Origin of the sequence: Synechococcus sp. MIT S9509, assembly GCF_047303035.1 — a bacterium.
GTDB lineage: Bacteria > Cyanobacteriota > Cyanobacteriia > PCC-6307 > Cyanobiaceae > Synechococcus_C.
Map to the genome: position 1 here is coordinate 1,923,373 of NZ_CP138940.1, position 25,963 is coordinate 1,949,335.

Consider the following 25,963-nt stretch of genomic DNA (forward strand, 5'->3'; position numbering starts at 1 on the left):
GGTCAGGAATGAATGCCTAGGATGGGCCTGGAAGAATCGTCGGTGTCCAGCATGGTGAATGGCGATGGATCCGGGTCCTCGAACATCTCACTCTCGACACGGGAGGTTGAAATCATCGAGCTTGTGGCAGAAGGGTTGACCAACCAGGAGATCGCCGAACGGCTCACCATCAGCAAACGGACGGTTGACAATCACGTCAGCAACGTCTTCACCAAGACTGGTTCCAAGAACAGAGTCGCCCTGCTCAACTGGGCGATGGATCACGGAAAAATCTGCCGCGATGGCTTCAACTGCTGCCTGCTCCCGGATTCATCCGCCGACGCGTCCTGACCGCAAGCGGCAGTGGTAAAGGCAGATCCATCAGGGAACATCTGGCCAGAGAAAGATCGAACAGCTCGGCATACGCGACACAGGCTTCTCGATCCAGTCCGATGAACCTCAGGATTCCATCGTGGTCGTAGAGGCCGTGCACGAATCACTTCACAATTCCCATACCAAATCTAAAGGAAAACCAAAGACTCTTTCAAGGGGCATGGCTTGGTTGCCTCAGGTGAGCGCCAGACCATGGCGCTGTCGCATCTCCACAGACCAGCTTGAAATCGGCTGATGAGCCAGTGCCGCATTGCTCCAGCACCCTTCGCCCGTGACCTCCTGACCACACCAATCCGGTCGGTCAAAGGCATCTGCAGCGTCACTGAGCTCAACCTCCACCAGCACAAGGGGTGCATTGTCTCCTTCGAAGCAATCCACAACCCAATCACCACCTGGAAGTGACAAGGCATAACGGGTCTTGATCAGTCGATGGGGCGCGAGAGTCCAGAGGGCTTCGGAATCGGCGGTCGGCAGTTCATATTCGAATTCATGACGCGCGATCCCCTCAGCAGGCGCCTTGAGCGTGAGCCAGGCTTTCCCATCCGCCCGAAGCCGCACCCGCACCGTGAAACCGTCTTCAGTGGATGCCAGATAGCCCTGCCTGAGGTGCTGTGGCTCTTCTGCATGAGCACGCCAGCCGGGCCCGGTCACCAGGAAACGGCGTTCGATCTCAAGTGGCATCGCTGAGCTGTCAGTTGGGCGAGGGCATCGTGTCCACCAGGCTGCCGGCCCAGTGCAATTTGCGGGAAAGGGTTCGGTAGTAAGAAGGCGACTGCTCCAGCTGAACCATCAGCGCATGGTGAGGGGCCCGTTGAATCACGCAGCATTCACCTGGACACAGCACCGGCCCACCGGCACCATCCTTCCAGAGCTTCACCGGCCGGTACCCGTCTCCAAGAGGCCAGATCACCAATCTTGATCTGGGTGGAAGCACCACCGGACGACTGGAGAGACTCATCGGACAGATGGGGCTCACAATGATGGCGTCAATGCCTGGATGCAGGATGGGTCCGCCCGCTGCCATGGCGTAGCCGGTTGAACCGGTTGGGGTCGCCAGGATCAGACCATCACCGCGGACCTGATCGACGACTTCCCCATCGATCTCCAGCTCAAGGGTGCAGGTGGGCGCAAGATCCTCCTGATAGGGACGCAGATAGAGATCATTCAGAGCCCAGTGACGCTCGGTGTCATCAGCTGCTCGCCGCTCGTCTCCAGACACGGAACAGTTGAGATCATCCGCCCTGTTGATGACAGCCTCGAGCATCATGCGGCGTTCCATCGCAAAATGATCATCCTGCAGGCGCTGCCACAGACCATCACGCCGAATCAGACCAGGTTCATGGGTGAGAAAACCGAGATGACCGCCGACGTTGAAACAGAGAATCGGTACGTCATACACAGCCAGATGCCTTGCGGCACCAAGAACCGTGCCATCTCCTCCAAGCACCACTGCCAGGTCAGGGAGCTCCGGTTCAGATGCGAGCAAGCCAGGGAAGGGATCCGCACTGAGACCGCTCATCGCGACGGACACAGTTACACCCAGTGACTCCAGCGTCTTGGCGCAGGCCTTGGCCTCTTTCAAGGCCAGTGGGCTTTCAGCCCTGTAGATCAACCAGACCCGATTCAGGCGCATGACGAGGGCGCCGGCCCTACCAGCGCAGAAGGTTGAAGCGTTCCATGTCCACTGTGACGCGATTGCGATAGAGAGACAAAAGAATGGCCAGACCAACGGCAGCTTCAGCCGCAGCAACAGTGATCACGAACACTGAGAAAATCTGACCGCGGATCAACTGGCCATCCACATAGGACGAAAAAGCCATGAGGTTGATGTTCACAGCATTCAGCATCAGCTCGATACTCATGAGCACCCTCACGGCATTGCGACTGTTGATCAGACCCCAGACACCCGTGCAGAACAGCACTGCTGCGACAAGCAGATAAGCCTCGAGAGGAACGGAACCGGACAGCAGCTCGGAGAGCATGACAAGAAGCAGGGGAAGGTCAGGAAGGGGGTTGATCAACCAGCAGTGGAGTCCGGGCCTTTTCAATCAGGCCTTGATCGGCGACTTCACCTGTCCCTGGATCGACAGCCTGAACATCGCGTCGAGCCAGCACAATGGCTCCGATCATGGCCATGAGCAGAAGCACTGAAGCCAACTCAAAAGGAAGCAGATAATCAGTGAACAGGTGCTCACCGATTCGGATCGTGGCATCTTCGCCGATCGGCTCCGGTCCATCAGCCCAAGGGGTTGTGAGAACAACCCTTGTCAGAAGAGCAAAGAGGCCTGCACAGACGCCACCGGAAAGCAGGCGACGCAACGTCAACCCTGGAATCGGTGCAAGATCTTCCTTTTTGTTGACGAGCATGATCGCGAACAGGATCAGAACGTTCACAGCTCCGACATAAACCAGAACCTGCGCTGCCGCCACAAAACTGGCATTGAGCAGCAAATACAAACCTGCCACTGCAAGGAAGACACCCCCAAGCAGGAACGCGGAATAAACAATGTTGCTGAGCAGCACCACTCCGAGCGCTCCCAGCACAATCACAGAGCTGAGCACCAGAAAGCAGATCAGTTGTGTTGATGCTGCGATCGTCATTCAGAACTCTCCTTGCGATCCGTGGACGCCGTGGTCGATTCTCCCGCATCTACTGCTGAAACAGCCGCGGCTGACTTCATGGCAGCCAGCACCTGATCGGGACGCTGACCGGCACGTGGACGATCGGGATCCACGACGTGGGGATCCATTTCGCCGGCAGGAAGGTAAGCAAGTTCCCGCAGAGGCAGAACTGACGGGTCGGTGGTCACGCTGGTGGGAAGACGCCCCAGGGCAACGTTGTCGTAGTTGAGGCTGTGACGGTCAAATGCCGCCAGCTCGTACTCCTCCGTCATCGATAGGCAATTGGTGGGGCAATACTCCACGCAGTTTCCGCAGAAGATGCACACTCCGAAATCAATCGAGTAATTCCTCAGCTCTTTTTTCTTGGTGGCTTTGTTCATCACCCAATCCACCACGGGCAGATTGATCGGGCAGACACGCACGCACACCTCACAGGCAATGCACTTGTCGAACTCGTAATGAATCCGCCCCCGGTATCTCTCAGAGGGGATCAGCTTCTCGTAGGGGTACTGCACCGTCACAGGACGGCGCTTCATGTGGTCAAAGGTGACAGCAAGACCCTGCGTGAGGTTGCGCGCCGCGTCAACGGCATCTCTGGTGTAGTCACCAACCTGTTTGAGAAAACCGAACATGGCCTGAGGAAGGGGGGGGACGGAGAGACCGATGGAACAAGAGCCTAGGTAATTAAACCTAACCCCCGAAGGCGACCGGGAAGGCGAGTTTCAGGGCTGCGGTCACAAGCAGATTGACCAGAGCCAGTGGCAACAGGAATTTCCAGCCGAGATCGAGCAACTGATCAATCCGCACCCGTGGAGTGGACCAGCGCAGAAGGATCGCGATGAACACAAGCAGATAGGCCTTGAGAACGGTCATCACAATGCCTGTTGTGCCTGTGATCACCTGAACCAGAGGGGCGTCGACCGATTGCCCCAGCCAACCGGCCAGCCATTCCACGGGCAAGGGGAAACCCCAACCCCCGAGGTAGAGCACTGAAACCAGCAGGGCTGACAGCACCAGATTGATGTAGCTGCCGAGATAGAAGAGAGCGAACTTCATTCCGGCGTATTCGGTCTGATACCCGGCAACCAGCTCCTCTTCCGCTTCAGGGAGGTCAAACGGAAGACGTTCGCACTCCGCCAGGGCACAGATCCAGAAAATCAGAAAACCGACGGGCTGACGCCAGATGTTCCAGCTGAGGATTCCCGCTCCGGTCTGCTGATCGACAATGTCGACGGTGCTGAGAGAGTTGCTCATCATCACCACCGCCAGCACAGCAAGAGCGAGAGGAATCTCATAGCTGATGGACTGAGCAGCAGCCCTGAGACCTCCGAGAAGGGAATATTTGTTGTTGGAGGCGTATCCACTCATCAACAGGCCGATCGGCTGAACGCTGCTGAGTGAAATCCAGAGAAAAATGCCCACGCCCACATTGCTGATCAGCAGGTTCTGACCGAAAGGAACGATCAGCCAGGACAAAATCACAGGAACGACGACCAGCACGGGGCCGAGCGTGAACAGCAGACTGTCGGCCCTCGCGGGAATGATGTCTTCCTTCACGAGAAGCTTGAGCCCGTCAGCGAGGGGCTGAAGAACACCGAGTGCACCCGCATACTCAGGTCCGATGCGCTGTTGAACCGCCGCTGAAATCTTGCGTTCAAGCCAAACGGTGACAAGAACCCCTACTACTGCCGCAACCAGCACCAGGAGCATTGGCAGTGGCAACCAGATCAGCCGAGCCGCCTGCTCGGACAGACCGAAGCTCTCGAGAGCCTGACTGAAACTTCGTTCAAGATCAAGGCCTGGACTGACCAGAGCCGGTGCGCTGGTGGCGAGGAGAGTCACCATGAGCAAAGGTGTGATGAATGTAACTTAAGTGGTGATGGTTGGAACACGGGCCTCCAGTGGCGTCCATTGGCGCAGATCACTGCCTGTGTAGATCTGAGATGGTCTGAAGATCCGATTGGCACCAAGCTGTTCACGCCAGTGCGCAAGCCATCCGGCCACTCTTGCGATGGCAAAGACCGGAGTGAACAGATCTCGGGGAATCCCCAGCTTGCGGTACACAAGTCCGGAATAGAAATCCACATTGGGATAGATCCCCTTCGGACCGAGACGGGTTTCCGCAGCCATCTCCAGAGCTCTGGCCACGTCGTACATCTCATCGTGACCAAAGCGGTCGAACATCTTTTCCGCAAGAGCTTGAAGGATCACAGCACGGGGATCCTTGACGCGGTATTCACGATGACCGAATCCCATGATCTTGCGCTTGCTGGCCATGGCTTCATCGAGGTAACCCGCAGCACGATCTGGCGTGCCGATCTCCTCGAGCATCGCCAGAACGTCTTCATTGGCCCCGCCATGCAGGGGGCCAGCGAGCGTGCCGACTGCGGAGGCGACAACCGCGTACGGGTCGGTGAGAGTGCTGGCGGTGACACGGGCGCTGAAGGTGCTGGCATTGAGACTGTGTTCCGCATGCAGGATCAGGCACTGATCGAAGATCCGTGAAGCCATGGGATCCGGCTCACGCTCCATCAGCATGTAGAGAAAGTTGGCGGAATACGCCAGATCGTCCCGGGGCTGAATGGGGTCCTGGCCTTTGCGGATCAGCTGAAAGGCGGCAACCATGGTCGGGATCTTGGCGATCAACCGAACAACCGCGTCATAGATGTACTGAGGGTCGTCGATGGCACGACGGGAATAAAACAGACCTAGGGACGCTGCACTGGACTGCAGAGCATCCATCGGATGCCCATCGGAGGGGAAGCACTTCATCATGTCCCTGACGCGGAAACTCACGCGTCGGTGCATCTGCACTTCGTCCTCAAAATCGCGTAACTGCTGAGGGGTGGGCAATTGCCCCCAGATCAGCAGGTAGGTGGTCTCGAGAAAGCTGCAATGGGTGGCCAGATCGTCGACGGGATAGCCGCGATAGGACAGGCAGCCTGCATAACCATCGATGTCACAGATGGATGACTGCGTAGCAGGCACCCCTTCAAGTCCGGGGCGGAACACCAGACCGGTTCGCTCATGACGGATCTCGGCACCATCGTTCTGACTCACCAACCTCCGCTTCAGCGCAAGGGCAACTTAAACGGAGCACGGGAGCAAAAGACGAGGCCCGAGCAATGCCTGCAGTTCAGCCTTGCCGCGAGGGTCGTTCAGGCCAGCAGGCCAGCGGAGATGGCAGTAACCGGCCTTGCGCAGGCGAAGGCTTCCAGTGGGTGCTCCGATCAGGGTCGCCGCAATGGAACTCAGATCCGGCTCATGGCCAACCAAGAGGCAGGAGCCGGACACGCTGGAGACCAGCGGCCAAGGGTCACCGCCTGGCTCCAGGGCTGAGTCCAGGCGGATCGACGGCGCCAGACCAGCCTGGATCGCCAGCTCTGCGGTTTGCCTGGATCGCCTGTAGGGACTGCTGATCAGCATGTCCGCCTCGACATCAAGCCTCCGCAGTTGTCGGACGACCCCAAGAGTTCGTCGCACGCCGCGATCGGTCAGGGGACGATCGGGATGATCACGGCCCGACAACCGTTTTACGGCGAGGCCATGACGCAGAAGAAAGAGATCAACCGAGCTGGAGTCGCGCACGCAGACGCAGGCTGCTCACACGTTCATCCTGCACAGAGGCCGCGTTCTGGTCACCCCCGGCGGCAATGGCAAGCCCCTGCACAGCTGGCAGCAGTGATCGACCAGCCACGCCCTGCACCAGCTCCCAGGGTCGCCACTGACCCAGGCGTGAGCGACTAGGAGCCGCGGCGAGAGCCAGTTGCTGAGCCAGCGCAGACTGACTCGAGGACTGCAGCGCCTGCAGCTGCTGCTGACGCTGCATCAGGTCACCGTTCTCACCGCGACGGCGTAAACCATCGAGGGTCTCCGCCCACCAGTTCACATCGGTATGCCGCTCCAGGGCGACAGCCAGCTCAGCCTGCAGCGACTCTTCACCTCGACGTCGCTGACGAGCAAGACGGGTCCAGACCTGAACAGCCTCGCCTTCGCTGTCGAGAGTCGAGCCGGTCAACCCAAGCTCCTGAAGCCGACCATCGACCATCTCCGGGTTGGGGCGATTGGGCCGGGTGCCCAGCACCCAGCCCTGAGGACCCTGCTGCCAAAGGACAGGCCCCTCATCCAGTCCGACCACCTCAGCCGCAGCTTCAGTGGAGATGGATTCCATCGACTGCCGCAGAAGGGGAGCGATCCACTGGGCCAGGGGCTCTTCGGACTCGGCAGCCAACAGGGACGCAGGGTTCGAGAGCAGAGCGACTGTCTGCGCATCACCGCCGGCCTCTCTCAGCAGCGCATCGCTGTCCGTGACCTGAGACGCAAGCGGGACACTCAAATCGCGGAAGTGGACCACGGCATCAAGAGCCAGATCAGAACCCTGAGGAGTCAGCGATGCCACCAGGCCCTGCAGGTCTTCGCGGGCCGCGATCGCTGAAGGGACCCCCAGCCAGCGGTCCATCGCTCCAGGATTGGCAGTCAGAACAGCGGCACCACGATCAAAGCTCTGAAGATCAGAAGCGAGGACAGGATCTCCAAGCTGGTGCTGACTCTCCAGCTGGGAAACATCAAGCGCCTGTTCAAGCACCCCCCGTCCCGAAGCCAGCAAAAGCAGATCGTCATCGATCAAGGCGGTGGCAATCGGCTGTGGATCCCGGCCAAGCAGTGCACCACGACCGCTGATCAGTCCCATGCCCCTGTAACGGGAGATCTGCAGATCGGTGCCTGCCAGGCTGCGGGTCTGCCAGAAGCGCTGCAGAAATCGCTTGGCCCCGTCTTGATCGCGGCTCGACAGTGCCAGGACCCAGCCCTCCCTTGGCTGTTCACCGGACTGCTGAGCAGGAGCGTCAAGCACTGCAAAACTGATCTCAGGCCCGATCCAGCCGGCCAGCTCGGTATTGAAGTCAAGTCCGGCCAGGGCAAAGGCACCATCTCTGAGCTGACGGGTGCTTTCATGCACCAGTTGGCGCTGACGAACCGGCGCAACAGCCTGGGCATAGGCAGGCAGCTGACGGGGGTCGACCAGCCAGTGCAGCGTCAGGGCCGCATCAGTGGGCATGAAACGTGCCGCCCGGGGCAGCTCAAGTGACCGGTCCATGATCCGGAGCGGACTCTGACGGGCCATGGCCCACCAAAAACCGAGTGCAAGGGTGAGCAGCACCATCGCCACAACGACCAGAGCCAGCAGGAACGAGCGCCCTTTCATGAACAGGCGGTGAAGCACATGGTGCTCATCTTCTATCCATCCACTGTGCTGTGCCAGTCCGAAGCCAGACTGAAGCCATGAACGGACCCACCCCCAAACCCCTCAAAGCCGGCGAATTGAACGACTGGCTCAATCAGAATGCCGATCTGACGGTTGTAGATGTGCGGGAGCAGCAGGAACTGACGATCGCTCCGTTTCCACATCCGGTCAGGCATCTGCCGCTGAGTGATGCTGAACAGTGGATGGGGAGCATCGATGAGGTTCTGCCGCAGGGTGGCTCAATCGTGGTGCTGTGCCATGCCGGAGTGCGCAGCTGGAATTTCGGTTGCTGGCTGCTCGACAGTCGACCGTCACTGGATGTCTGGAACCTTGAGGGCGGCATTGACGCCTGGAGCGTCGAGGTGGATTCCTCAGTACCGCGCTACTGAACGCCGCATCGCTTGAACGAACGGCGTGGATTCATGACAGGAACCTTCCCCTTTACTGATTCTCCGTAGGATCCACACCCGCGAGTTGAGCTCCGTGAAGCCGCTGCCCCGCCGTCAGCAGGAGGTCCTACAGGCCACGGTCCACCACTACGTCGACACCATCGAACCGGTTGGCAGCCGGGCTCTAGTTCAGCGATTCGGGATCAAAGCAAGCTCGGCAACGGTGCGCTCGGCCATGGGAGCCCTTGAACAGCGTGGACTCCTGACCCAGCCACACACCTCTGCGGGGCGGGTGCCCAGCCCCCAGGGCTACCGCCACTATGTGGACTGCCTTCTGCCTGAGCCTGGTGCGGGTGCCCATCACCTCGAGCGGGAATTGACCCAGCTGAGCCTGCGCTGGGCGGCACTGGATGACCTGTTACTGCAGCTGGCACGCCGGCTGACGGATTTCACGGGGCTGATGAGCCTGATCAGTCCGCCGCAACGATCCCAGAGCCAGCTCAGAACCATTCGCCTGGTGCGCAGTGAGGACCGGCTGCTGGTGATGCTCGTGGGCGATTCCAGCCAGGCCCATCACCTCAACCTGCGCTTGCCCCACGGCAGTTCCGGTCAGGTGGAAGCCCTGGAACGCTGGACCTCCGACCAGCTGGTGCAGAGAGGAAAACTGGAGTGGAGCTGTCTGCCCCAGCAGCTGCAGTCCTGCGGAAGGGCGCTACAGGATGCACTTGAGAACGGGAATCCCTTCCAACGCCCGATCGAGCAGGCACCGTTGGTGCATGGGGTGTCGCGCCTCGTGGCCGAACCTGAATTCAGTGACAGCGCGAGGGTGAGACCTCTTCTCGATTTGATGGACAGTGATCCGGCAGCCTTCGTTCCTGCTCCTGCCCGGTCGGACGGGCGAGTGTGGATCGGCCGAGAGCATCCCGAAACAGCCCTCAGCCGCTGCTCGGTCGTCCAGGCCAGCTATCGCAGCGGAGACGGGGGCATGGGCCAGGTTGCCCTGATCGGTCCGATGCGAATGGCCTACGCGACAGCCCGTGCTGCCGTGAACTCAGTCGCAGTCACCCTGGAGCGATTGCTCAGCTGAAACACACCCTGAACCCTCAGAGTGCATCCCCGAGCTGATCGGCGACCGTGTTCACATCCTTGTCGCCACGCCCTGAGCAGTTCAACACAACTTCAGTGCCATCCGGCAGGGTTGGACAGAGGGTCTCCAGCCAGGCGAATGCATGCGCTGTCTCGAGGGCGGGAATGATTCCCTCCAGTCGGCTCACAAGCTGCAGCGCCTGGAGCGCTTCAGCATCGGTGACGGCGCCGTACTCGGCCCTGCCGATCTCACGCAGATAGCTGTGTTCAGGACCGACACCGGGATAGTCGAGCCCGGCGCTGATCGAATGAGCTTCCTGAACCTGTCCGTCCTGGTCCTGTAGCAACAGGCTCATGGCACCGTGAAGCACGCCGACCCTGCCTTCGGTCATCGTGGCGGCATGACGACCTGTGGCGACGCCATCACCGGCGGCCTCAACTCCGATCAGACGCACATCGCTGCACTCCACAAAGGGGTGAAACAGACCCATGGCGTTGGACCCCCCACCAACGCAGGCCATGAGCACGTCCGGCAAACGACCAAAGGCCTGCTGGCACTGTTCCCTGGCCTCCTCTCCGATCACTGCGTGGAAATCACGAACCAGCATCGGATAGGGGTGGGGACCTGCCACGGACCCGAGGATGTAGTGGGTGGTCTCCACATTCGTGACCCAGTCACGGATGGCCTCACTGGTGGCGTCCTTGAGCGTGGCAGTGCCGGCGGTCACAGGCTGAACGCTGGCACCAAGAAGACGCATGCGGAACACATTCAGAGCCTGACGGCGCATGTCTTCAGCACCCATGTACACCACACATTCCAGGCCGAAGCGGGCGCAGACCGTGGCGGTCGCAACTCCGTGCTGACCAGCTCCTGTTTCGGCAATGATCCGCTTTTTGCCCATTCGCAGGGCCAGCAGCGCCTGCCCGAGCGCGTTGTTGATTTTGTGGGCGCCGGTGTGGTTGAGGTCCTCACGCTTCAACCAGATCCTGGGTCCGCCGTCACTGCGGCGATAGTGCGCGGTGAGGCGCTCAGCCTCGTAAAGAGGCGTGGCCCTGCCCACATAGTTGCGCAGCAGGCGGTTGAGCTCTGAGGTGAAAGCAGGGTCGTTCCAGGCCTCAGCCGCGGCAGTCTCGAGCTCAGCCAGGGCAGGCATCAGAGTCTCGGGCACGTACTGACCACCGAAACGGCCGAAACGCCCCGAGGAGGCAGGCCTGGAGCTGACGGCCAGATCCTGAGCGGTGGGCTTGGGTGGCAGGGTGCTGGTCAAGGTGCAACTGACCGCGCGCGCGGCCTTTGAAGCGTTGGCTCAGCGTAAGCAGGCAATCACGCGATGCCGTGGATCACAGGCACTGATTTGAAGATTCCGGAACCCTGCCTCCCGCAGGGCCGCAGCCATGTCGAGGCTGAAGTACTGCTCGATGTAGGGCTCGGTGCTTTTGAGCAATGTGGCCACGGCCGCCGGAAGCCGCTGAAGCACGGAGGAGGCTGGATCCTGATCCACCATCACCAGAGCGCCTCCTGGCCGTAACAACCGAGCAGCCTCCCCCAGCACGGCATGGGTGGCGTCCTGCGGCAGCTCATGGCAGACGAACTGGAGACTGATCAGATCAAAGGAGGCATCCGCCAGACCCGTGTTCTCCGCCGCTGCATGCAACCAGCCATCCACGAGTCCCTCCCGATCACGCACACGGGCCACTGCAAGCATGTCGGGAGAAAGATCCAGGCCCTGAATCCTTGGTGGCGGCTCCCGGCGCTGCTCCGCCCGCTCAGATAACCAGCGGGCGAGATGCAGCGTGCTCACTCCCACGGAACAGCCAAGATCGAGCACCTGAGCAATGGATCCGTTCAGCACGGGCGCAACAGCGCGGTGGATCTCATCCCTCAGACGGGACTGGGCCACAGACGGTGCGAGCGCCTCCTCCGGCCAGATGCGAAGGGCCATTGCATCGGTGGCCTGCTCCGCTTCAGCAGCGGCCTGCCAGCAGAGATTGCCCTGTTCGTAGGCGTGGAAACGAGCCACGTAGTAGTCGGGCGGCACAAGGCCGGGAGTGATGGTGCTCGATAACAACGGTGCTGCAGCCTTCTGCAGTTCCCGGCGACGGAGTCTCCAGGGAATGCCGTTGCGTTCCGCGGTTCGGATAATCAGCTGACGTGCCTGAAAAAACAGCGGGCGCCTGAGCAGAGCGACACCGATCAAACGCTCGATCCAGCGACCAAGGCCCTGGCTTGAGTCAGCCCATCGAGGCGTGGACGCGGAGTCGGTCATCACGGGAACGGCAGGATGGGGTCGGATGCGCGGAAGCGATGCCGAAAGGCGGTTGGCAGGAATTCAGCAACACAGACAGTCTGCAGCGGCGGAGCGGTCCCGAAAAGCAACCGACCGCGAAATCCCAGCAGATCGTTCGCGTGCAGCCGACCCGAGGAGGGAAGGGCGGCAAGACAGTGACGGTGATCCGGGGTCTGGAGCTCGACCCAAACGAACTCAAAGCACTGCTGAAGAAACTCAAGACAAGGATCGGCAGCGGTGGCACAGCAAAAGACGGTCTGATCGAACTTCAGGGCGATCAGGTGGAGCTCGCACTGGAACTGCTCACGAAGGAGGGATACCGACCCAGGCGCGCTGGTGGCTGAGGACGATTGAAGCTGAGGGACAATGGCGGCCCAAGAAAGCCGAATCCCCATGTCCGCTTCGTCCAGCTACGGCAAGCTCACCGACCAGGGTGCCTCCACCAACATCGCCTGGCACCAGGCATCGGTTGACCGAGCCGCCCGGGCTGAACGACGGGGACATCGCAGTGCCATTCTCTGGTTCACAGGCCTGAGCGGCGCCGGCAAGAGCACTCTTGCCAATGCGGTCAATCAGGCCCTGTTCAAGCGGGGAGTTGCCACCTACGTGCTCGACGGCGACAATGTTCGCCATGGTCTCTGCAAAGACCTGGGATTTTCCGATGCTGACCGGGAGGAAAACATCCGCCGCATCGGTGAGGTCTCCAAGCTTTTTCTTGATTCCGGCACGATCGTGTTGACGGCATTCGTTTCACCGTTCCGTGCTGATCGCGACAAAGCGCGCTCGCTGGTGAGCGAGGGTGACTTCATCGAGATTTTCTGTGCCGCGGATCTGAACGTTTGCGAACAGCGCGACACCAAGGGGCTGTACGCGAAGGCACGCGCAGGAGAAATCAAGGAATTCACAGGAATCACGAGCCCTTATGAAGCACCAGACACTCCGGAACTCTCCGTGGACACCGGCTCGGCAAACCTGGAGAACTGCGTGGATCAGGTGGTGAACGAACTGGTGTCCCGGAACATCATTCCTGCCCAGCACTGACCTCGCTGACGACCTCACTAAAAACCGCGTGGATGCCCTGACGCTCAGCCCAGGCATCCACGAACGTCTTGAGGCAGCTGGCGACAGGTACCGCCAGCAGCAGACCCAGCAGATCTCCCAGTCCATAGAGGTCTCCGGCCTTCGCTCCCAGTGGCAGGGCAATCAGCAGCCAGGCCGGCTGAAGCCCAACGATGCTTCCCATCAGACGCGGCTGAATGACCTGATCGACGATCTGACCGACCACGATCGCAGCCAACAGAGTCTCGAGCCCTGTACTGGGATCCTGAAAAGCGAGCAACCCGCTCACGGCCACGATTGTCAAAGCACTGGCATAGGGGATCAGCGTTGTGAAACCGATCAGCACGGCAAACAGCACGCCGTAGGGGATTTTCAGAAGGGTGAAGACCACGATCTGACCCAGCGCCAGGATCAGAGCCAGCAGCACTTGCCCGCCGAAGTAACCACGGAAGGTACGAACCAGGGTGCTGGTTACCAACTGCCGCCACTCATCCGGCAGCCAGCGGGCCAGACCCATCGTGATCGACTCGCCTCCGATCAGGAAGAACACCGCCAGCACCAGCACAATCACCGTGTTGATCGTGGTGCCGAGGGTGGCCCCGAGAATGCTGAGCAAGCTCTGGCTGAGCTGACTGGCCACGGTGCTTGCGCGCGACAGCAGATCACTGCTGAGGTCTCCGAATTCAGTGGGCAGACCACGGATTGAGGCCCATTCCTGAACACGATTGATCCATTCCTGTGCTGTCAACAGCAGTCCTGGCAGTGCGTTGATCAGCTGGCCTAGCTGCTCGATCAGCAGCGGCACAAGGGTCAACGCAGCAAAAAACAGGACCCCGATCGTGGCGAGAGTGACCAGGACAATCGCCACCCAGCGGCGGAGGCCTCGAGCAGTGAGCCAGCGGCAGGGAATGTCCAGCAGGAACGCGATCAATGCCGCAGTGAGAAACAAGCCCGGAAAGGGAGCCAGCGGGAGAAGCAGCTGACGGATCACAAAAAGATTGAGGGTCAGCAACGGCAGCACCAATCCCCAGCGAAGCCAGGCTGGCCATTGGGTCATGGATTGAAGAAGATGCGGATCAAAGGGAGCTCAGCTTGCACACGGCACTCACCTCATGGCACCAAAAATGCCGGCTGGCCGCAACAGCGAACGCCGTCAATGGCTGTAGATCAAGGCATTCGCTCGAGGTAGTCACGACTGCCCAGAGCCTTCAGGCGGGCGTCCTTATCAATGACCGCGTCATGCAGCTGCTGGCGGTAGGCCTCCAGTCGTTCCGCCAGCTCACCACCCTCCACAGCGAGAATCTGTGCAGCCAGCAAACCTGCATTCAGACCTCCACCGATCGCCACCGTGGCCACGGGAATACCACCGGGCATCTGCACGATCGAATGCAATGAGTCGACACCTGAGAGTGCTTTGCTCTGCACCGGCACCCCAATCACTGGCAAGGTGGTGAGCGCCGCCACCATTCCGGGCAAATGGGCTGCACCGCCGGCACCGGCCACAATCACTGCCAGCCCACGCTGGCGGGCCTGCTGCGCGAAGCTGACCATCTCCAAGGGGGTGCGGTGAGCTGAGAGCACCCGTACCTCCACCGCCACCCCCAGCTGTTCCAGCACCGCCACAGCGGGATGGAGACTGGGAAGGTCGGAATCGCTGCCCATGATGACGGCAACCCTGGGCGCGGAACCTGGATCAACGGTGGGGGATGGCAACTCGGCCACAGGCAAGAACCGGAAGGACAGCGAGACTGCCATCGTCCCGCACCGGCCTGAGCCGGCCCAACCGCATGCGTCGGATCACCGATGTGCGTCTGCCCCGGCGCCCCGGAAGCCGCGACCCCGAGGGTCTGTCCTGGCTCAGCGTGGATGATCACGATCTGATCAAAGCCGCTGGCCCCATGCCGATCGGCGGAGCGATGGCCGGGGAAAGCTGGCATGGAGACAGACTCAGTCGTCGGGGGGTCGATCTGCAGATCAACGGTGGGCTTGGCCTGGCCTTCACGGAACTGTCGGAACAGGATCTGCCAAGGCTGCTTCAGTTGCTGGAACTGCTTTGGCGAGATGGAGTCGAGGCGATCGCTCCGACCCTGGTCACCTGTGCAGTGGGGCCTTTACGCCAATCCCTGGCCGTGCTCCGGCAGGCCCGCGACCTGCATCAAGTCGGCCGTTGTCAGCTGCTGGGAGCTCACCTGGAGGGGCCGTTCCTGGCAGAAGAACGACGTGGGGCACACCCGCTGGAGCACATCGCTGCTCCCAGCGTCGCAGCCCTCAATCAAAGGATCACTGGATTTGAAACCGATATCAGCCTGATCACCCTGGCGCCGGAGCAACCTGGGGCTCAGGAGTTGATCAGCCAGCTGAAGGGGCTCGGCATCCATGTGGCACTGGGTCACAGCACCGCAAACGCCGATCAGGCAGCCCTCGCTTTCAGCCAGGGGGTCGACATGATCACACACGCCTTCAATGCCATGCCTGGACTGCACCACCGCGCTCCCGGGCCATTGGGTGAAGCATGCCGACGCGGCGACATCGCCCTTGGGCTGATTGCCGACGGAGTGCATGTGCATCCCACCACCGCTGTGTTGCTTCAGAGAATGGCGGGGGATCAACTGGTGCTTGTCAGTGATGCCCTGGCGCCTTACGGGCTGGCTGACGGGGAACATCGCTGGGACGAGCGAGTGCTTCTGGTGAACAACGGCACCTGTCGACTGGAGGACGGCACCCTGGCCGGGGTGACCCTCCCACTGCTTGAAGGCTCCTGCCGTCTGGCTCGCTGGAGCGGTGATGCAGATGGTGCGATCTGGGCCGCGACCATGGCGCCCAGAGACATGCTGGGAGAGAACCTTCACCATCAGGTTCTGATCGGAGAAGTGCTGAGCGACCTGCTGCGCTGGCAATGGAGTGAATCAGAACATCAGCTGACCTGGCGGGAGGCTGCTTAAGATTCCGCCGCTGCAAGTGAATTGATGGCCCCCGAGCAACTGCTGAATGACAAGCAGGCCGAGAAACTGGAGGTGAAGGGCTATTTCGAAACCACGGGCTTCGATCGCTGGAACCGCATTTACAGCGAGAGCAATGACGTCAACAAGGTGCAGCGCAACATCAGGGTCGGGCACCAGAAAACCGTTGATGAGGTGCTGGCCTGGATCGAGGAAAGCGGCGAGTGCAACGCCGTGAGTTTCTGCGATGCCGGTTGCGGCGTTGGCAGCCTCAGCATCCCTCTGGCAGCCATGGGAGCCGGTTCCATCAATGCCAGCGACATCTCTGAAGCGATGGCCGAGGAAGCTGAGCGTCGGGCGCGTGATGCGGGCCTGGACATGTCCAAGCTGCATTTCGCAGCAAGCGATCTGGAGAGTCTCAGCGGCTCGTTCCACACCGTTTGCTGCCTGGATGTGTTCATTCATTACCCCCAGGAGGCAGCGGAAGAGATGGTTCGACACCTCTGTTCACTCACCGAACAGCGCTTGATCGTGAGCTTCGCGCCCTACACGCCACTCCTGGCAGCACTCAAGAGCATCGGACAGTTGTTCCCGGGGCCAAGCAAAACCACCCGCGCCTACACCCTCAAAGAAAAAGGAATTGTGGAGGCTGCGGAAGCCAGCGGCTTCAAAACCGTGCGACGCAGCCTGAACAAAGCGCCTTTCTACTTCTCCAGGCTGATCGAATTTCACAAGGTCTGAACAGCAACACGACGAACCCCCATCAGAGCGAAGCAAAGCGGTCATCACAGGAGCAGAAAGCTGCTGGGGGCTCACAACTGAGATGCAGGTCATCAAGCTGCAGGCGCCAGGCATGCAGGCGATAGCCCCCCTCTCCTGGAGTGGCCTGGTCACTGATGCGCTGATCATTCAGATAGAGCGGATCACCCAGCAGTGGAGACCCCAGTTGCGCCAGATGAATACGGATCTGATGAGGTCGTCCCGTTGTGATGGCCACCTGAAGGCGATCACCCTGGGGGCAGCGCTCCAGCAACGTCAGCTCACTATGGGCTTTCAGTCGTCGCCGGACCAACCCGTTCGATGGGGGCGCCGGTCCCCACACCCAACCCAGCAAGGGATGGGGCCTCTCGACCACATCCGTTGTCACGTCAATAGACATCCCGAAATCAAGGCCGGCGACACGCTGAGACCAGGCCTGATAAAGCTTGCGGGTTCCTGAAGCTGGCTGAAACTTTCGCGAGAGTGCAGCCCTGGTTTGGGATTGACGTGCACAGACCTGCAAACCAGAAGTGAAGCGACCCAGCCGATGAACAGGTTTGGGAACCAGCGGCTCACCAAGCTCGCGACAGCGCTGATCCAGAAGTGCCGAGAGCGTGTGCTGAAGGAAACCACCACCAGGCATCACCGGCAGACCGGATGGTTTGTTGATCACCAGCAGATCCCCATCGTCATGCACCACCGACCATTGATCGGGGATGGCTGGCTCGATCCATGGAGGACGAAACCAGAGCAGTTCTGAACGCCCAGGGAGGGGCAGATCCTCGAGCTGTGGCTTTCCGTTGAGTCTGATTTCACCGGCTTCGATACGACTGAGCCAAACGTCCTTGGAGGAGTGGCTGTAACGGTCAGCCATCAGTTCACTGATCAGCGTGCCGTGGTGATCGGGACGGGTGATGTCCCTGTAGATCCATCCCTGGTTGAGTGCGGCTGGACGCCAGCCCCCGGGCAGCGGTGAAGCCTGTCGGGAGCTCACTCCACCAGGCGATGCTGCAAGGCGTAACGCACCAGCTCCGTTCGACTGGAGGTGCCGGTTTTGATGAACAGCCTGCTCACGTATTTCTCCACGTTGCGGATTGATGTCTCCAGCTGGCGGGCGATTTCCTTGTTCATCAACCCTTCCGCCACCAGTTGCAGCACGCTGGATTCCCTGGGTGTGAAATTGTGCCGGACAGGGTCGCTGGAGGGCAGCGCCTCAGCCTGGGCAAGGAGCGAGCGAATCTCAGTGATCTGTTTCGCCATCTGTCCCATGTCGGCATCCGCGAAACGTGCTGCTTCCTGCAACAGCCTCTGCTGACGCTGGGCCACGTTGCTCACCCGAGCCACCAGCTCATCGGGGTCAAATGGTTTGGGGATGTAATCGTCCACACCCGCCAGATAACCCTGGGTACGGTCCGCCGTCATGCCCTTGGCGGTGAGAAAAATCACCGGAGTACCGCCCAGGCGCTCGTCAGCTCTGAGTTTGTTGAGAAGCCCGTAGCCATCAAGCCTGGGCATCATGACATCGCTGATCACCACATCCGGCAGCATCTGCTGAGCCTTGGCGAAACCATCTTCACCGTCCACGGCCGTGGTGACATCGAACCCCTCATCCTCGAGATAGGCCTGCACGGCTGAACGAAGACCCGGTTCATCGTCCACCAGCAAGAGGCGAGTCGTTGGCTGTTCCGACTGGGTTGGCTGCTCAGGCTGAGAAGCCTGTTCGGGCTGGGAGGGCTGTTCCGGCTGGGAGGTTGTCAAGGCCTGACCTCATCTGGCCGGAATCTAGGGGCGTCAGGGCGTTGGTAACCGCAGCACTTCCTGGGATTCGATCAACTCGGTGGAATAACCAAGCTCTCTGGCCTCCTCCGAGAGACCTGCTGGATCCTGACCCGCGAAATCGGGATGACAGGCCGCCCACCACACCAGATGGTCTTCACGCGTGGAGGCGCGCATGGCTCCCCCTGGATTGAGCTTGCGCACATAGATGGATTCGGTGTCCCGAGTGACACGCAGAGGCTCCTCGCGACTGCAGTTCACCGATTCGCTGGGAATCACAAGATTGTCGGCGTATTCCTGCCAGAGCTTGAACCTGCGCGTCTCAGGGTCGGAAGGGTCTCCCGAGACAGCAAAAATCCCAAGCGTGTACTCCTCTGCACCCTCGCTCTGATCCAGCACCACCAGGTCAACCGGACGCATGGCCTTCATCTGCTCTAGCAGCTGCTCACGGTTGATGGCCTCAGCGAGAGCGGGCTGAAAAGCTGCTGACGCCATCAGACCCACACTGAAGATCCAACGGATGGAATACATCGCGACAATCTGAGAATCACACCATGCTGCCCCCACTCACCCATTTGGACTCAGTGAAGTTGTGATCTACCTCGATCACCAGGCCACCACACCCTGTCATCCCTCGGTGATCGAGGCGATGGAGCCCTGGTGGCGGAAACAGTGGGGCAATCCGTCGAGCCGGCAACATCGGCTTGGGCTGACGGCAGCAGCGGCAATCAGCTCAGCCAGGGAGCGCCTTGCAGGGAGCCTGGGGATCAGGGCCGAAGAACTGATCTTCACCAGTGGTGCCACCGAAGCCAACAACCTGGCGCTTCTGGGCCACGCCAGAGCTCGGGCACTCACCGACGGTGCACCAGGCCATCTGATCAGTGTTGCCAGCGAGCATCATGCGGTGCTTGACCCTCTGCTGCAGCTGAAGGAGGAAGGGTTTCGGATCACGCTGTTGCCCCCGCAAGGGAACGGACTGATCGAGGTGGAGCAGCTTGAAGAAGCCATTCAGCCCGACACACAGCTGCTGAGCGTGATGGTGGCCAACAACGAAATCGGCGTGATCCAGCCGATTCCGGAACTGAGTGCCGTCTGCGACAGCCGAGGTATCACCATGCACACTGATGCCGCTCAGGCTTACGGACACCTTCCACTACATGCAGAAGAGCTGGGCTGTGCACTGATCAGCCTCAGCGCTCACAAATTCAATGGTCCGAAAGGCATCGGTGCACTGGTTGTCAGAGCTGGAACGCAGCTGCAACCTCTCCAATGGGGCGGCGGACAGGAACAGGGACTGCGTGCGGGCACCTTGCCGGTGCCGCTGATCATGGGCATGGCTGCTGCAGCCGAGCTGTCGATGAACGACCTGGAGGAACGTCAGGTTCGCCTCCAGACCTTGAGAGATCAACTGTGGCAAGGGCTCAAAGACCGTAATCCGACGATCACACTCAATGGCGCGCTGCAACCCCGACTGGCCCATAACCTCAACATCACTGTTCCAGCCATCTCAGGCAGTCGCCTGCAGCGGGCATTACGACCACAACTCGCCTGCAGCAGCGGTTCTGCCTGCAGTCGTGGCGAACCATCCCACGTTCTTCAATCCATTGGCCGAAACCGTTTTGAAGCCGAAAGTTCATTGCGACTGAGCCTTGGACGCGACACGACAACCACGGACATTGACGGTGCCATCGAAGTGATCACAAATGCAATTCAGACATCGACCAAGCGCTGAAAACGAAAACGAAGTAACACAACCACTGGAAAAAAGAGTGCGAGAAGCTACTTTCCGCGCAAGCACCAGAGTGATTCATGACTGATACACCGGCCAAGCAGCGGCTGCATGTGCTTCAAGCCATTGAAGACGGATGGAATGCCTTCGCAAAGGCTCCCTTGAGTTTCCTTCTGTTTCAAGCACTTGTTGCTGTGATCGCTCTGCCTTTCGCAGCACTTGCAGCGGCGTGCTCGGCCCGAATCGCATCTGTTCCCGGCATCCCCGAAATCCATCCAGTCGGGGCAGGGATGCTCCTTGTCGTGGGCCTCGTTGGCTACATCATTGTCATGCTCTGGGGTGTCGTGGGAATCATCCGAGGTGCCTGGCAGTGCCTGGAAGGAGTCAAACCCGATTTCAAGACTTTCATTCGCTGGGATGGCGAAGCAACAGGTCGCTTGTTCATCAGAGGAATTGAATTCCTTGTGCTCTTGGCTGTTATCAGCCTGATCTGCTCCCTTGTTGGATTTGGGCTTGTACAGATCAACCAGGCCCTGGCCATTATCCCGGTGGTTGTTGCTCTTGTTTTCTTCATTTATCTCTCCATCAATCAGAAGTTTCTTCCCTTCATTGCACTGCTTCAAACCAATGGCTCCTTCGAAGCCATTCAGAAAGGGCGCACCATTGTTGATCCTTCATGGTGGACAGTGCTCTGGTTTTTCATCGTTGAAGCGATCATCAATGCGATCGCCGCAGCCTTCCAGTACGGAGGATTGTTTGTCGTGGTGCCCGTCCTGATCTGTATCTCGACAGCGGCCTATCGCCAGCTGTTCGGGAGCGAAGACCAGACAGGTCTGATCAGCGAACACTGAGGAACAGGAAACCGGCAATACCGAGCAGAGCCATCAAAAACTGTGCAAGCCTGCTGATCAGCAGACCTGCCACAACCGCCAATCCCACCACCGCCCCCTGGCGCAACGCAGCAGGCCACCCCAGATTGCGGGGTGGCCTTGTTGCAAACCAAACTTCAACCAGCGTCGCTCCCAGCCAAGGTCCGAACAAAGCGCCAAGCAGCGGCCCACCAAAGGGAAGTGCCGGCAGCAGGCCCAGCACTCCAACAAGCAAACCCAAGCCGGCGCCCGCCGCAGACCAGCGACTGGCCTCCAGACGAGCCGACGCCAGGCCCAGAGCCAGCAGATCAGCAAGCAGACCCAGCCCGAACAAGACCAGGGCCAACACAAGCTCAGGCCATGCCTGATCCCATCCAACAGCTCCAAGCCAGATGACAGCACCCACGGGCAACCAGATCAGACCTGGAAGAAGCGGCAACAGAGTGCCTGGAACCGCCAGGAGCTGAACCAGCAGAGCAATCCACCAGAACCCATCGGAAATCCCGGCCCAGCTCATGATTCAGGCCTCGCTCCAGCAGGGCGACGTCGGGCGATTCTCATCCTGGCGCTGCGACTGCGCGGATTGTTCTGCTGTTCAGCATCGTCAGCTTTGAAGGGCTTTCGCGTAACGCGCTGGAGGCGCTCGTCGCTGAGGAAGGCGGTTTTCACACGCCGGTCCTCCAGCGAATGAAAACTGATGATCACCAGCAGGCCATCGGGCTGGAGCCAGTCAGGGGCTTGTTGCAACAGGCGATCCAGAACCGAAAGCTCATCATTGACCGCAATCCGAAGCGCCTGAAAAGTGCGGGTGGCGGGATGAATGCGACCACGACGGGCTTTGGGTGGGTAACAACCTGCCACTGCATAGGCCAGCTCCGCTGTGCCGGCATAGGCGCCGTTGGCGGCCAGATCAGTTTTGATCCTTCGCGCAATACGCCGTGACAAGCGCTCCTCCCCATAGGCATAGATGAGATCCGCCAGTGCCGACTCTTCGAGCCGCGCGATCAGTTCCGCTGCCGTTTCCCCTCCCCCGGTTCGATTCATGCGCATGTCGAGAGGTCCATCCAACCGGAAGCTGAATCCCCGCTGCGCCACATCCAGCTGAGGGCTGCTCACCCCAAGATCGGCCACGACCAGAGCGACCGGATGGGGAGGGGCGTAATCGGCGAAGTTGGTCGCCACGATTGTGACGCGATTCCCCTGATGCCTGAGCCGCTCGGCTGCTGCCAGACGAGCGGTTTCATCATGGTCGAGACCCGTCAGACTCAGTTGCGGATAGCGATCGAGCAGCAGAGAGCTGTGTCCACCGCCACCCAGAGTGGCATCAATGAAGTGGCCACATTTGAGCTGATCACAGAGCTCCGAATCCAGAGTTCGCAACAACGGTTCGGCCAGAACCGGCACATGCAAGAAGTTCTGGGGGTGGCTTAATGGCAGATCGGGCATGGGTCCTTCCTAAGATCCCGAAATCAATGCTCTGCCACGGCCCCATGACGCAGATGGAAACGCGCACGGAGCCGATGGTGGTGAACTTCGGCCCCCATCACCCATCCATGCATGGGGTGCTGCGCTTGGTGGTGACTCTCGATGGAGAGGATGTGGTCGATTGCGAACCTGTGATTGGTTACCTCCATCGCGGCATGGAGAAAATCGCCGAAAACCGAACGAACGTCATGTTCGTGCCCTACGTGAGCCGCATGGATTACGCCGCGGGCATGTTCTACGAAGCGATTGTTGTCAATGCTCCTGAAAGGCTGGCGAATATTCCTGTTCCCAAGCGCGCCAGTTACATCCGCGTGTTGATGCTTGAGCTCAACCGCATCGCCAATCATCTGCTCTGGCTGGGCCCCTTCCTTGCTGATGTCGGTGCCCAGACTCCGTTTTTCTACATCTTCCGTGAAAGGGAGATGATTTATGACCTGTGGGAGGCAGCCACCGGCCAGCGCCTGATCAACAACAATTATTTCCGAATAGGAGGTGTGGCAGCCGATCTACCCTGGGGGTGGCTTGAAAAATGTCGCGACTTCTGTGACTGGTTTGGTCCCAAGATTGATGAATACGAAAAGCTAATCACCAATAATCCAATTTTCCGCAAGCGTATTGAAGGTCTTGGAGTGATCGGCAAGGAAGAAGCCATCAACTGGAGTCTTTCCGGCCCAATGTTGAGAGCATCCGGGGTGCCATGGGACCTTCGCAAAGTCGATCATTACGAGTGCTATGACGATTTCGACTGGGATGTGATCTGGGAGAAAGAGGGCGACTGCTTCGCTCGCTACAGAGTTCGTGTCGAGGAAATGCGCCAGTCTCTGAAGATTCTCCGCCAGGCCTGCGACATGATTCCTGGTGGACCTACTGAAAACCTGGAGGCCAAACGCATGGCCGAGGGCAAAGACAGCGACTTCGCCGGCTTTGATTATCAGTACGTGGCCAAGAAGGTGGCACCCACATTCAAGATCCCCAACGGAGAGCTTTACACCCGACTGGAATCTGGAAAAGGCGAGATCGGAGTGTTCATTCAGGGGAACAACGATGTGACGCCCTGGCGCTTCAAGATTCGTGCTGCAGACAGCAACAATCTTCAGATCCTTCCTCACATCCTCAAGGGACACAAGGTTGCGGACATTATGGCGATCCTCGGCTCGATCGACGTGATCATGGGATCCGTTGATCGCTGATCAGAGCAGCTGGCAAGCGACGAGCGTGACTCTTTGGCTGAACCTATCCCCGGTTTCGCTGTCGGCACGATGATCGCCTGATGACGAAGCTTCCATGGCTCAACCTCACCAGAACCGTGCGTTTCGGAGACACGGATGCTGCGGGGGTCATGCATTTCCACCAGCTGTTGCGCTGGTGCCATGAAGCTTGGGAAGAGAGCCTGGAGCTTTACGGCATTGAAGCCAAAGCGGTGTTTCCTGGCTGTCGCGGTCAGGAGCGCTGGCCGGACACATCTCTCCCGGTGGTGCATTGCAGCGCAAGCTTCAAAAAAGCGGTCCACGGGGGAGACCGACTGGTCGTGACTCTGACTCCACAACAAATTGACCAGGGATGTTTTGAGGTTCGCAGTCAATTTCTGCTGAAGAACCAGAACGTTGCCGCTGGCGTGATCAGACATGTGGCGATTCATACAGAAACGCATCAACGCTGCCCATTACCGGACGCAATCTCACTTTGGATTGAAGCCGCACAGATCGGACAGGTCAGAGAACTCTGAACCGGCAACTAACTCAACCCGCTGTGCGCAGCGAGGCGAAAGCCGCGCAATCCAACAAAAGATCATTACGCACAATTGTGACGCCAGCAAGTTCAAGAATCCTCACCACATCAACCATCTGCCACGCAGCCAGCCATCAAAGAACACCAAAAAAATATGCTGCAAAGCTAATTTATGGGTCATTTTCTTACGCCGATGGATTTAAGGGTTCTGATCGTTGCATTACCCATTCTTCTTGCTCTCGGCTGGGCTGCTTTCAATATCGGCAGAGCCGCGATTGGACAACTTGAGGTTGCGATCAGACAGTACAAAACCAATCAAACATCCTGAACAGGTCCTGTCCTTCTTGTTTGATCAAACCATTCATCACCTCATTGAAAGCTGAATTACTCCGACAGCACTTGAAAGTCTCATTTTTAACAGAAACACTGAGCTTTTTGATTCGGAAGTGATACGAGCCAACCACGATGTTCGACACCTCTGCGGCATTTTCAGCACCTTCAGACGCTGAAACAACCTTTGACACTTCGGCAGCATTCACTGCGCCCTCTCATAGCGTCACGTCACCTTCCGGCCTGGAACCCTGCCTGGGTGGTGAACTGAGAATGCAGGCCATCTGGGTCGACGAAGAGGTCTGTGTCGGATGTCGATATTGCGCCCATGTGGCAACAAACACCTTCCTGATGGACCAGAACACAGGAAAGTGCAGAGCAATACGCCAAGACGGCGATTCGACAATGGTGATCAATGAAGCCATCGACACCTGCCCAGTGGACTGCATTCACTGGATAAGCTTTGAGGAATTGATTGAAAAAAAGAAAGAAGAAATGGAGAAAACCGCTTATTGAGCGATTCAGCCAACTACAAAAATACTGGTAAAAACTTTCACGATTCCAACAACAATCAAACCTGAAAGAATGACGAACGATGGGATGATATAGCGGAATGCCTTGTCAGAAGGCCGTTCATACAAAACCTTCTCGGCAAACGACTTCGTCGGACCGAAATTCAAGTGATCATCAATCGACATCATCATGTCGTTTGACGTCAGTTTTTCCTGCCAATCATAGGAGTAACGGGGGAACTCTTGATAAACAGGCGCCTCGCCAACAGCTCGACCAGGCAGAACCCTGGACATCTCAAGTGGCACAGAGTCATATCCGAATCTCTGCATGTACTCCTCGCTGTTGAGGACAAGGTCAACGAAGGCCTCAAATCCCTTCTCAGCGATAACGATGGAATAAGTTAATTTTTCAGTGTTATCTCTGACTTTACGTCCTAAAGCTCTACCGATGACCTGCTCAACAAGGCGATAATTGCTGTTGCAGGCAACATAACCCCGCAAAAAGCGATCTGAAAGTAAAAGTCCTCGGATAAAATCTCTAACAGTGATCGAACCATTTCTAAGTTGCGACTCGAGATAGCGATCTCTGTCGCTACTCATTGCATGAAAATAAATCTGACGATAACACCGATTAATAACATCTCCAGCATTATCAACGACATCTCCTTCAATGGAGGGAGAAGCAATCGTGCTTACACGAATATTTTGAGAAGTCGGTCGAAAGGGCCGAAGGGGAACTGGCAACGAAACAACCCAGCAAAACTCAGGAAATTACCCT

General features: G+C 58.9%; 32 protein-coding genes. 13 read left to right on the forward strand and 19 right to left on the reverse strand.

What is annotated here, in order from left to right; genetic code table 11:
- The first annotated feature begins 51 nt into the window (after nt 1-51).
- Nucleotides 52-330 (forward strand): helix-turn-helix domain-containing protein, encoded by a 279-nt coding sequence (locus tag SIB73_RS11080; RefSeq protein ID WP_413406255.1) that lies wholly within the window; start codon nt 52-54, stop codon nt 328-330.
- A 216-nt stretch (nt 331-546) separates the two neighbouring features.
- Here SIB73_RS11080 and SIB73_RS11085 read toward each other — a convergent pair whose 3' ends face one another.
- The 9 genes from SIB73_RS11085 to SIB73_RS11125 are packed head-to-tail and all read right to left on the reverse strand — an operon-like array spanning nt 547 to nt 8,197.
- Nucleotides 547-1,053 carry a CYTH domain-containing protein gene (locus SIB73_RS11085; RefSeq protein ID WP_413405127.1) on the reverse strand — a complete coding sequence of 169 codons (507 nt, stop codon included), beginning with the start codon at nt 1,051-1,053 and terminating at the stop codon, nt 547-549.
- Nucleotides 1,054-1,063: 10 nt separating this feature from the next.
- The gene (locus SIB73_RS11090) at nt 1,064-2,005 is read right to left on the reverse strand and encodes an NAD(+) kinase (RefSeq protein WP_413405125.1); all 942 of its coding nucleotides are present in this window, start codon (nt 2,003-2,005) and stop codon (nt 1,064-1,066) included.
- Nucleotides 2,006-2,021: 16 nt separating this feature from the next.
- A complete protein-coding gene (nuoK, locus tag SIB73_RS11095; protein WP_413405123.1) occupies nt 2,022-2,354 on the reverse strand; it encodes an NADH-quinone oxidoreductase subunit NuoK in 333 nt (110 codons plus the stop codon).
- Between the two features lie 19 nt (nt 2,355-2,373).
- Nucleotides 2,374-2,973: an NADH-quinone oxidoreductase subunit J gene (locus SIB73_RS11100; RefSeq protein ID WP_413405121.1), complete on the reverse strand. Its 600-nt coding sequence runs from the start codon at nt 2,971-2,973 to the stop codon at nt 2,374-2,376.
- A complete protein-coding gene (gene ndhI / locus SIB73_RS11105; protein WP_413405119.1) occupies nt 2,970-3,626 on the reverse strand; it encodes an NAD(P)H-quinone oxidoreductase subunit I in 657 nt (218 codons plus the stop codon). Before ndhI ends, SIB73_RS11100 begins: the two co-directional genes overlap by 4 nt.
- A gap of 58 nt (nt 3,627-3,684) precedes the next feature.
- On the reverse strand, nt 3,685-4,839 hold the full coding sequence (gene nuoH / locus SIB73_RS11110) for an NADH-quinone oxidoreductase subunit NuoH (RefSeq protein WP_413405117.1): 1,155 nt from the start codon (nt 4,837-4,839) through the stop codon (nt 3,685-3,687).
- Between the two features lie 24 nt (nt 4,840-4,863).
- Nucleotides 4,864-6,054, reverse strand: coding sequence for a citrate synthase (locus SIB73_RS11115; protein ID WP_413405115.1), 1,191 nt, complete (start codon nt 6,052-6,054; stop codon nt 4,864-4,866).
- Between the two features lie 27 nt (nt 6,055-6,081).
- The gene (locus tag SIB73_RS11120) at nt 6,082-6,582 is read right to left on the reverse strand and encodes a SixA phosphatase family protein (RefSeq protein WP_413405112.1); all 501 of its coding nucleotides are present in this window, start codon (nt 6,580-6,582) and stop codon (nt 6,082-6,084) included.
- Entirely contained in the window at nt 6,560-8,197 is a 1,638-nt protein-coding gene (locus tag SIB73_RS11125) for a DUF3352 domain-containing protein (RefSeq protein WP_413405110.1), read from the reverse strand. The genes SIB73_RS11120 and SIB73_RS11125 overlap by 23 nt, the downstream gene beginning before the upstream one ends.
- Nucleotides 8,198-8,274: 77 nt before the next feature.
- Here SIB73_RS11125 and SIB73_RS11130 point away from each other — a divergent pair, with 77 nt between their 5' ends.
- Both SIB73_RS11130 and hrcA read left to right on the forward strand, forming a co-directional pair.
- A complete protein-coding gene (locus tag SIB73_RS11130) occupies nt 8,275-8,625 on the forward strand; it encodes a rhodanese-like domain-containing protein (RefSeq protein WP_413405109.1) in 351 nt (116 codons plus the stop codon).
- Between the two features lie 94 nt (nt 8,626-8,719).
- The gene (hrcA, locus tag SIB73_RS11135) at nt 8,720-9,712 is read left to right on the forward strand and encodes a heat-inducible transcriptional repressor HrcA (protein WP_413405107.1); all 993 of its coding nucleotides are present in this window, start codon (nt 8,720-8,722) and stop codon (nt 9,710-9,712) included.
- A 16-nt stretch (nt 9,713-9,728) separates the two neighbouring features.
- On the opposite strand, the gene trpB is transcribed toward hrcA, so the two are convergent.
- Both trpB and SIB73_RS11145 read right to left on the reverse strand, forming a co-directional pair.
- Nucleotides 9,729-10,979 carry a tryptophan synthase subunit beta gene (trpB, locus tag SIB73_RS11140; protein ID WP_413405105.1) on the reverse strand — a complete coding sequence of 417 codons (1,251 nt, stop codon included), beginning with the start codon at nt 10,977-10,979 and terminating at the stop codon, nt 9,729-9,731.
- Between the two features lie 39 nt (nt 10,980-11,018).
- Nucleotides 11,019-11,978 carry a class I SAM-dependent methyltransferase gene (locus tag SIB73_RS11145; RefSeq protein ID WP_413405103.1) on the reverse strand — a complete coding sequence of 320 codons (960 nt, stop codon included), beginning with the start codon at nt 11,976-11,978 and terminating at the stop codon, nt 11,019-11,021.
- Nucleotides 11,979-12,016: 38 nt separating this feature from the next.
- On the opposite strand from SIB73_RS11145, the gene SIB73_RS11150 reads away from it, so the two are divergent.
- A complete protein-coding gene (locus SIB73_RS11150) occupies nt 12,017-12,343 on the forward strand; it encodes a translation initiation factor (RefSeq protein ID WP_413405101.1) in 327 nt (108 codons plus the stop codon).
- Between the two features lie 49 nt (nt 12,344-12,392).
- Nucleotides 12,393-13,040: an adenylyl-sulfate kinase gene (gene cysC / locus SIB73_RS11155; RefSeq protein WP_413405099.1), complete on the forward strand. Its 648-nt coding sequence runs from the start codon at nt 12,393-12,395 to the stop codon at nt 13,038-13,040.
- Here cysC and SIB73_RS11160 read toward each other — a convergent pair.
- Together SIB73_RS11160 and purE are read right to left on the reverse strand one after the other, a co-directional pair.
- Nucleotides 13,021-14,115 carry an AI-2E family transporter gene (locus tag SIB73_RS11160; protein ID WP_413405097.1) on the reverse strand — a complete coding sequence of 365 codons (1,095 nt, stop codon included), beginning with the start codon at nt 14,113-14,115 and terminating at the stop codon, nt 13,021-13,023. The two genes, cysC and SIB73_RS11160, sit on opposite strands and share 20 nt — an antisense overlap.
- A 110-nt stretch (nt 14,116-14,225) precedes the next feature.
- Nucleotides 14,226-14,813: a 5-(carboxyamino)imidazole ribonucleotide mutase gene (gene purE / locus SIB73_RS11165; protein WP_413405095.1), complete on the reverse strand. Its 588-nt coding sequence runs from the start codon at nt 14,811-14,813 to the stop codon at nt 14,226-14,228.
- 32 nt (nt 14,814-14,845) lie between these two features.
- Between purE and SIB73_RS11170 the strand changes: the two genes are divergently transcribed.
- Together SIB73_RS11170 and bchM are read left to right on the forward strand one after the other, a co-directional pair.
- On the forward strand, nt 14,846-16,000 hold the full coding sequence (locus tag SIB73_RS11170) for an N-acetylglucosamine-6-phosphate deacetylase (protein WP_413405093.1): 1,155 nt from the start codon (nt 14,846-14,848) through the stop codon (nt 15,998-16,000).
- A 24-nt stretch (nt 16,001-16,024) separates the two neighbouring features.
- A complete protein-coding gene (gene bchM, locus SIB73_RS11175) occupies nt 16,025-16,738 on the forward strand; it encodes a magnesium protoporphyrin IX methyltransferase (protein WP_413405090.1) in 714 nt (237 codons plus the stop codon).
- A gap of 22 nt (nt 16,739-16,760) precedes the next feature.
- On the opposite strand, the gene SIB73_RS11180 is transcribed toward bchM, so the two are convergent.
- From SIB73_RS11180 to SIB73_RS11190, 3 genes are all read right to left on the reverse strand, one after another.
- Complete coding sequence (locus SIB73_RS11180) at nt 16,761-17,750, reverse strand: pseudouridine synthase family protein (RefSeq protein ID WP_413405088.1); 990 nt, start codon at nt 17,748-17,750, stop codon at nt 16,761-16,763.
- Nucleotides 17,747-18,421 (reverse strand): response regulator transcription factor, encoded by a 675-nt coding sequence (locus SIB73_RS11185; protein ID WP_413406252.1) that lies wholly within the window; start codon nt 18,419-18,421, stop codon nt 17,747-17,749. Before SIB73_RS11185 ends, SIB73_RS11180 begins: the two co-directional genes overlap by 4 nt.
- Before the next feature lie 126 nt (nt 18,422-18,547).
- Nucleotides 18,548-19,063, reverse strand: a complete 516-nt coding sequence (locus SIB73_RS11190; protein ID WP_413405086.1) for a hypothetical protein — start codon at nt 19,061-19,063, stop codon at nt 18,548-18,550.
- A gap of 118 nt (nt 19,064-19,181) precedes the next feature.
- Here SIB73_RS11190 and SIB73_RS11195 point away from each other — a divergent pair, with 118 nt between their 5' ends.
- Both SIB73_RS11195 and SIB73_RS11200 read left to right on the forward strand, forming a co-directional pair.
- On the forward strand, nt 19,182-20,264 hold the full coding sequence (locus tag SIB73_RS11195) for a cysteine desulfurase family protein (protein ID WP_413406250.1): 1,083 nt from the start codon (nt 19,182-19,184) through the stop codon (nt 20,262-20,264).
- Between the two features lie 77 nt (nt 20,265-20,341).
- The gene (locus tag SIB73_RS11200) at nt 20,342-21,112 is read left to right on the forward strand and encodes a hypothetical protein (protein ID WP_413405084.1); all 771 of its coding nucleotides are present in this window, start codon (nt 20,342-20,344) and stop codon (nt 21,110-21,112) included.
- Here SIB73_RS11200 and SIB73_RS11205 read toward each other — a convergent pair.
- Together SIB73_RS11205 and rsmH are read right to left on the reverse strand one after the other, a co-directional pair.
- Complete coding sequence (locus tag SIB73_RS11205) at nt 21,099-21,647, reverse strand: DUF456 family protein (RefSeq protein ID WP_413405081.1); 549 nt, start codon at nt 21,645-21,647, stop codon at nt 21,099-21,101. The genes SIB73_RS11200 and SIB73_RS11205 overlap by 14 nt on opposite strands.
- Nucleotides 21,644-22,576, reverse strand: a complete 933-nt coding sequence (gene rsmH, locus SIB73_RS11210) for a 16S rRNA (cytosine(1402)-N(4))-methyltransferase RsmH (protein ID WP_413405079.1) — start codon at nt 22,574-22,576, stop codon at nt 21,644-21,646. The genes SIB73_RS11205 and rsmH overlap by 4 nt, the downstream gene beginning before the upstream one ends.
- Nucleotides 22,577-22,620: 44 nt before the next feature.
- On the opposite strand from rsmH, the gene SIB73_RS11215 reads away from it, so the two are divergent.
- The 4 genes from SIB73_RS11215 to SIB73_RS11230 all read left to right on the forward strand — a co-directional run bounded on the left by SIB73_RS11215 (nt 22,621) and on the right by SIB73_RS11230 (nt 25,189).
- Nucleotides 22,621-23,805 carry an NAD(P)H-quinone oxidoreductase subunit H gene (locus SIB73_RS11215; RefSeq protein WP_413405077.1) on the forward strand — a complete coding sequence of 395 codons (1,185 nt, stop codon included), beginning with the start codon at nt 22,621-22,623 and terminating at the stop codon, nt 23,803-23,805.
- Between the two features lie 80 nt (nt 23,806-23,885).
- Nucleotides 23,886-24,341: an acyl-CoA thioesterase gene (locus SIB73_RS11220; RefSeq protein ID WP_413405074.1), complete on the forward strand. Its 456-nt coding sequence runs from the start codon at nt 23,886-23,888 to the stop codon at nt 24,339-24,341.
- A gap of 195 nt (nt 24,342-24,536) precedes the next feature.
- Complete coding sequence (locus tag SIB73_RS11225; RefSeq protein ID WP_413406248.1) at nt 24,537-24,671, forward strand: photosystem II protein Y; 135 nt, start codon at nt 24,537-24,539, stop codon at nt 24,669-24,671.
- Between the two features lie 137 nt (nt 24,672-24,808).
- Entirely contained in the window at nt 24,809-25,189 is a 381-nt protein-coding gene (locus tag SIB73_RS11230) for a ferredoxin (protein WP_413405072.1), read from the forward strand.
- Between the two features lie 5 nt (nt 25,190-25,194).
- Here the strand turns inward: SIB73_RS11230 and SIB73_RS11235 are convergent, their stop codons facing one another.
- On the reverse strand, nt 25,195-25,929 hold the full coding sequence (locus SIB73_RS11235; protein ID WP_413405070.1) for a phycobilisome rod-core linker polypeptide: 735 nt from the start codon (nt 25,927-25,929) through the stop codon (nt 25,195-25,197).
- Between the last annotated feature and the right edge of the window lie 34 nt (nt 25,930-25,963).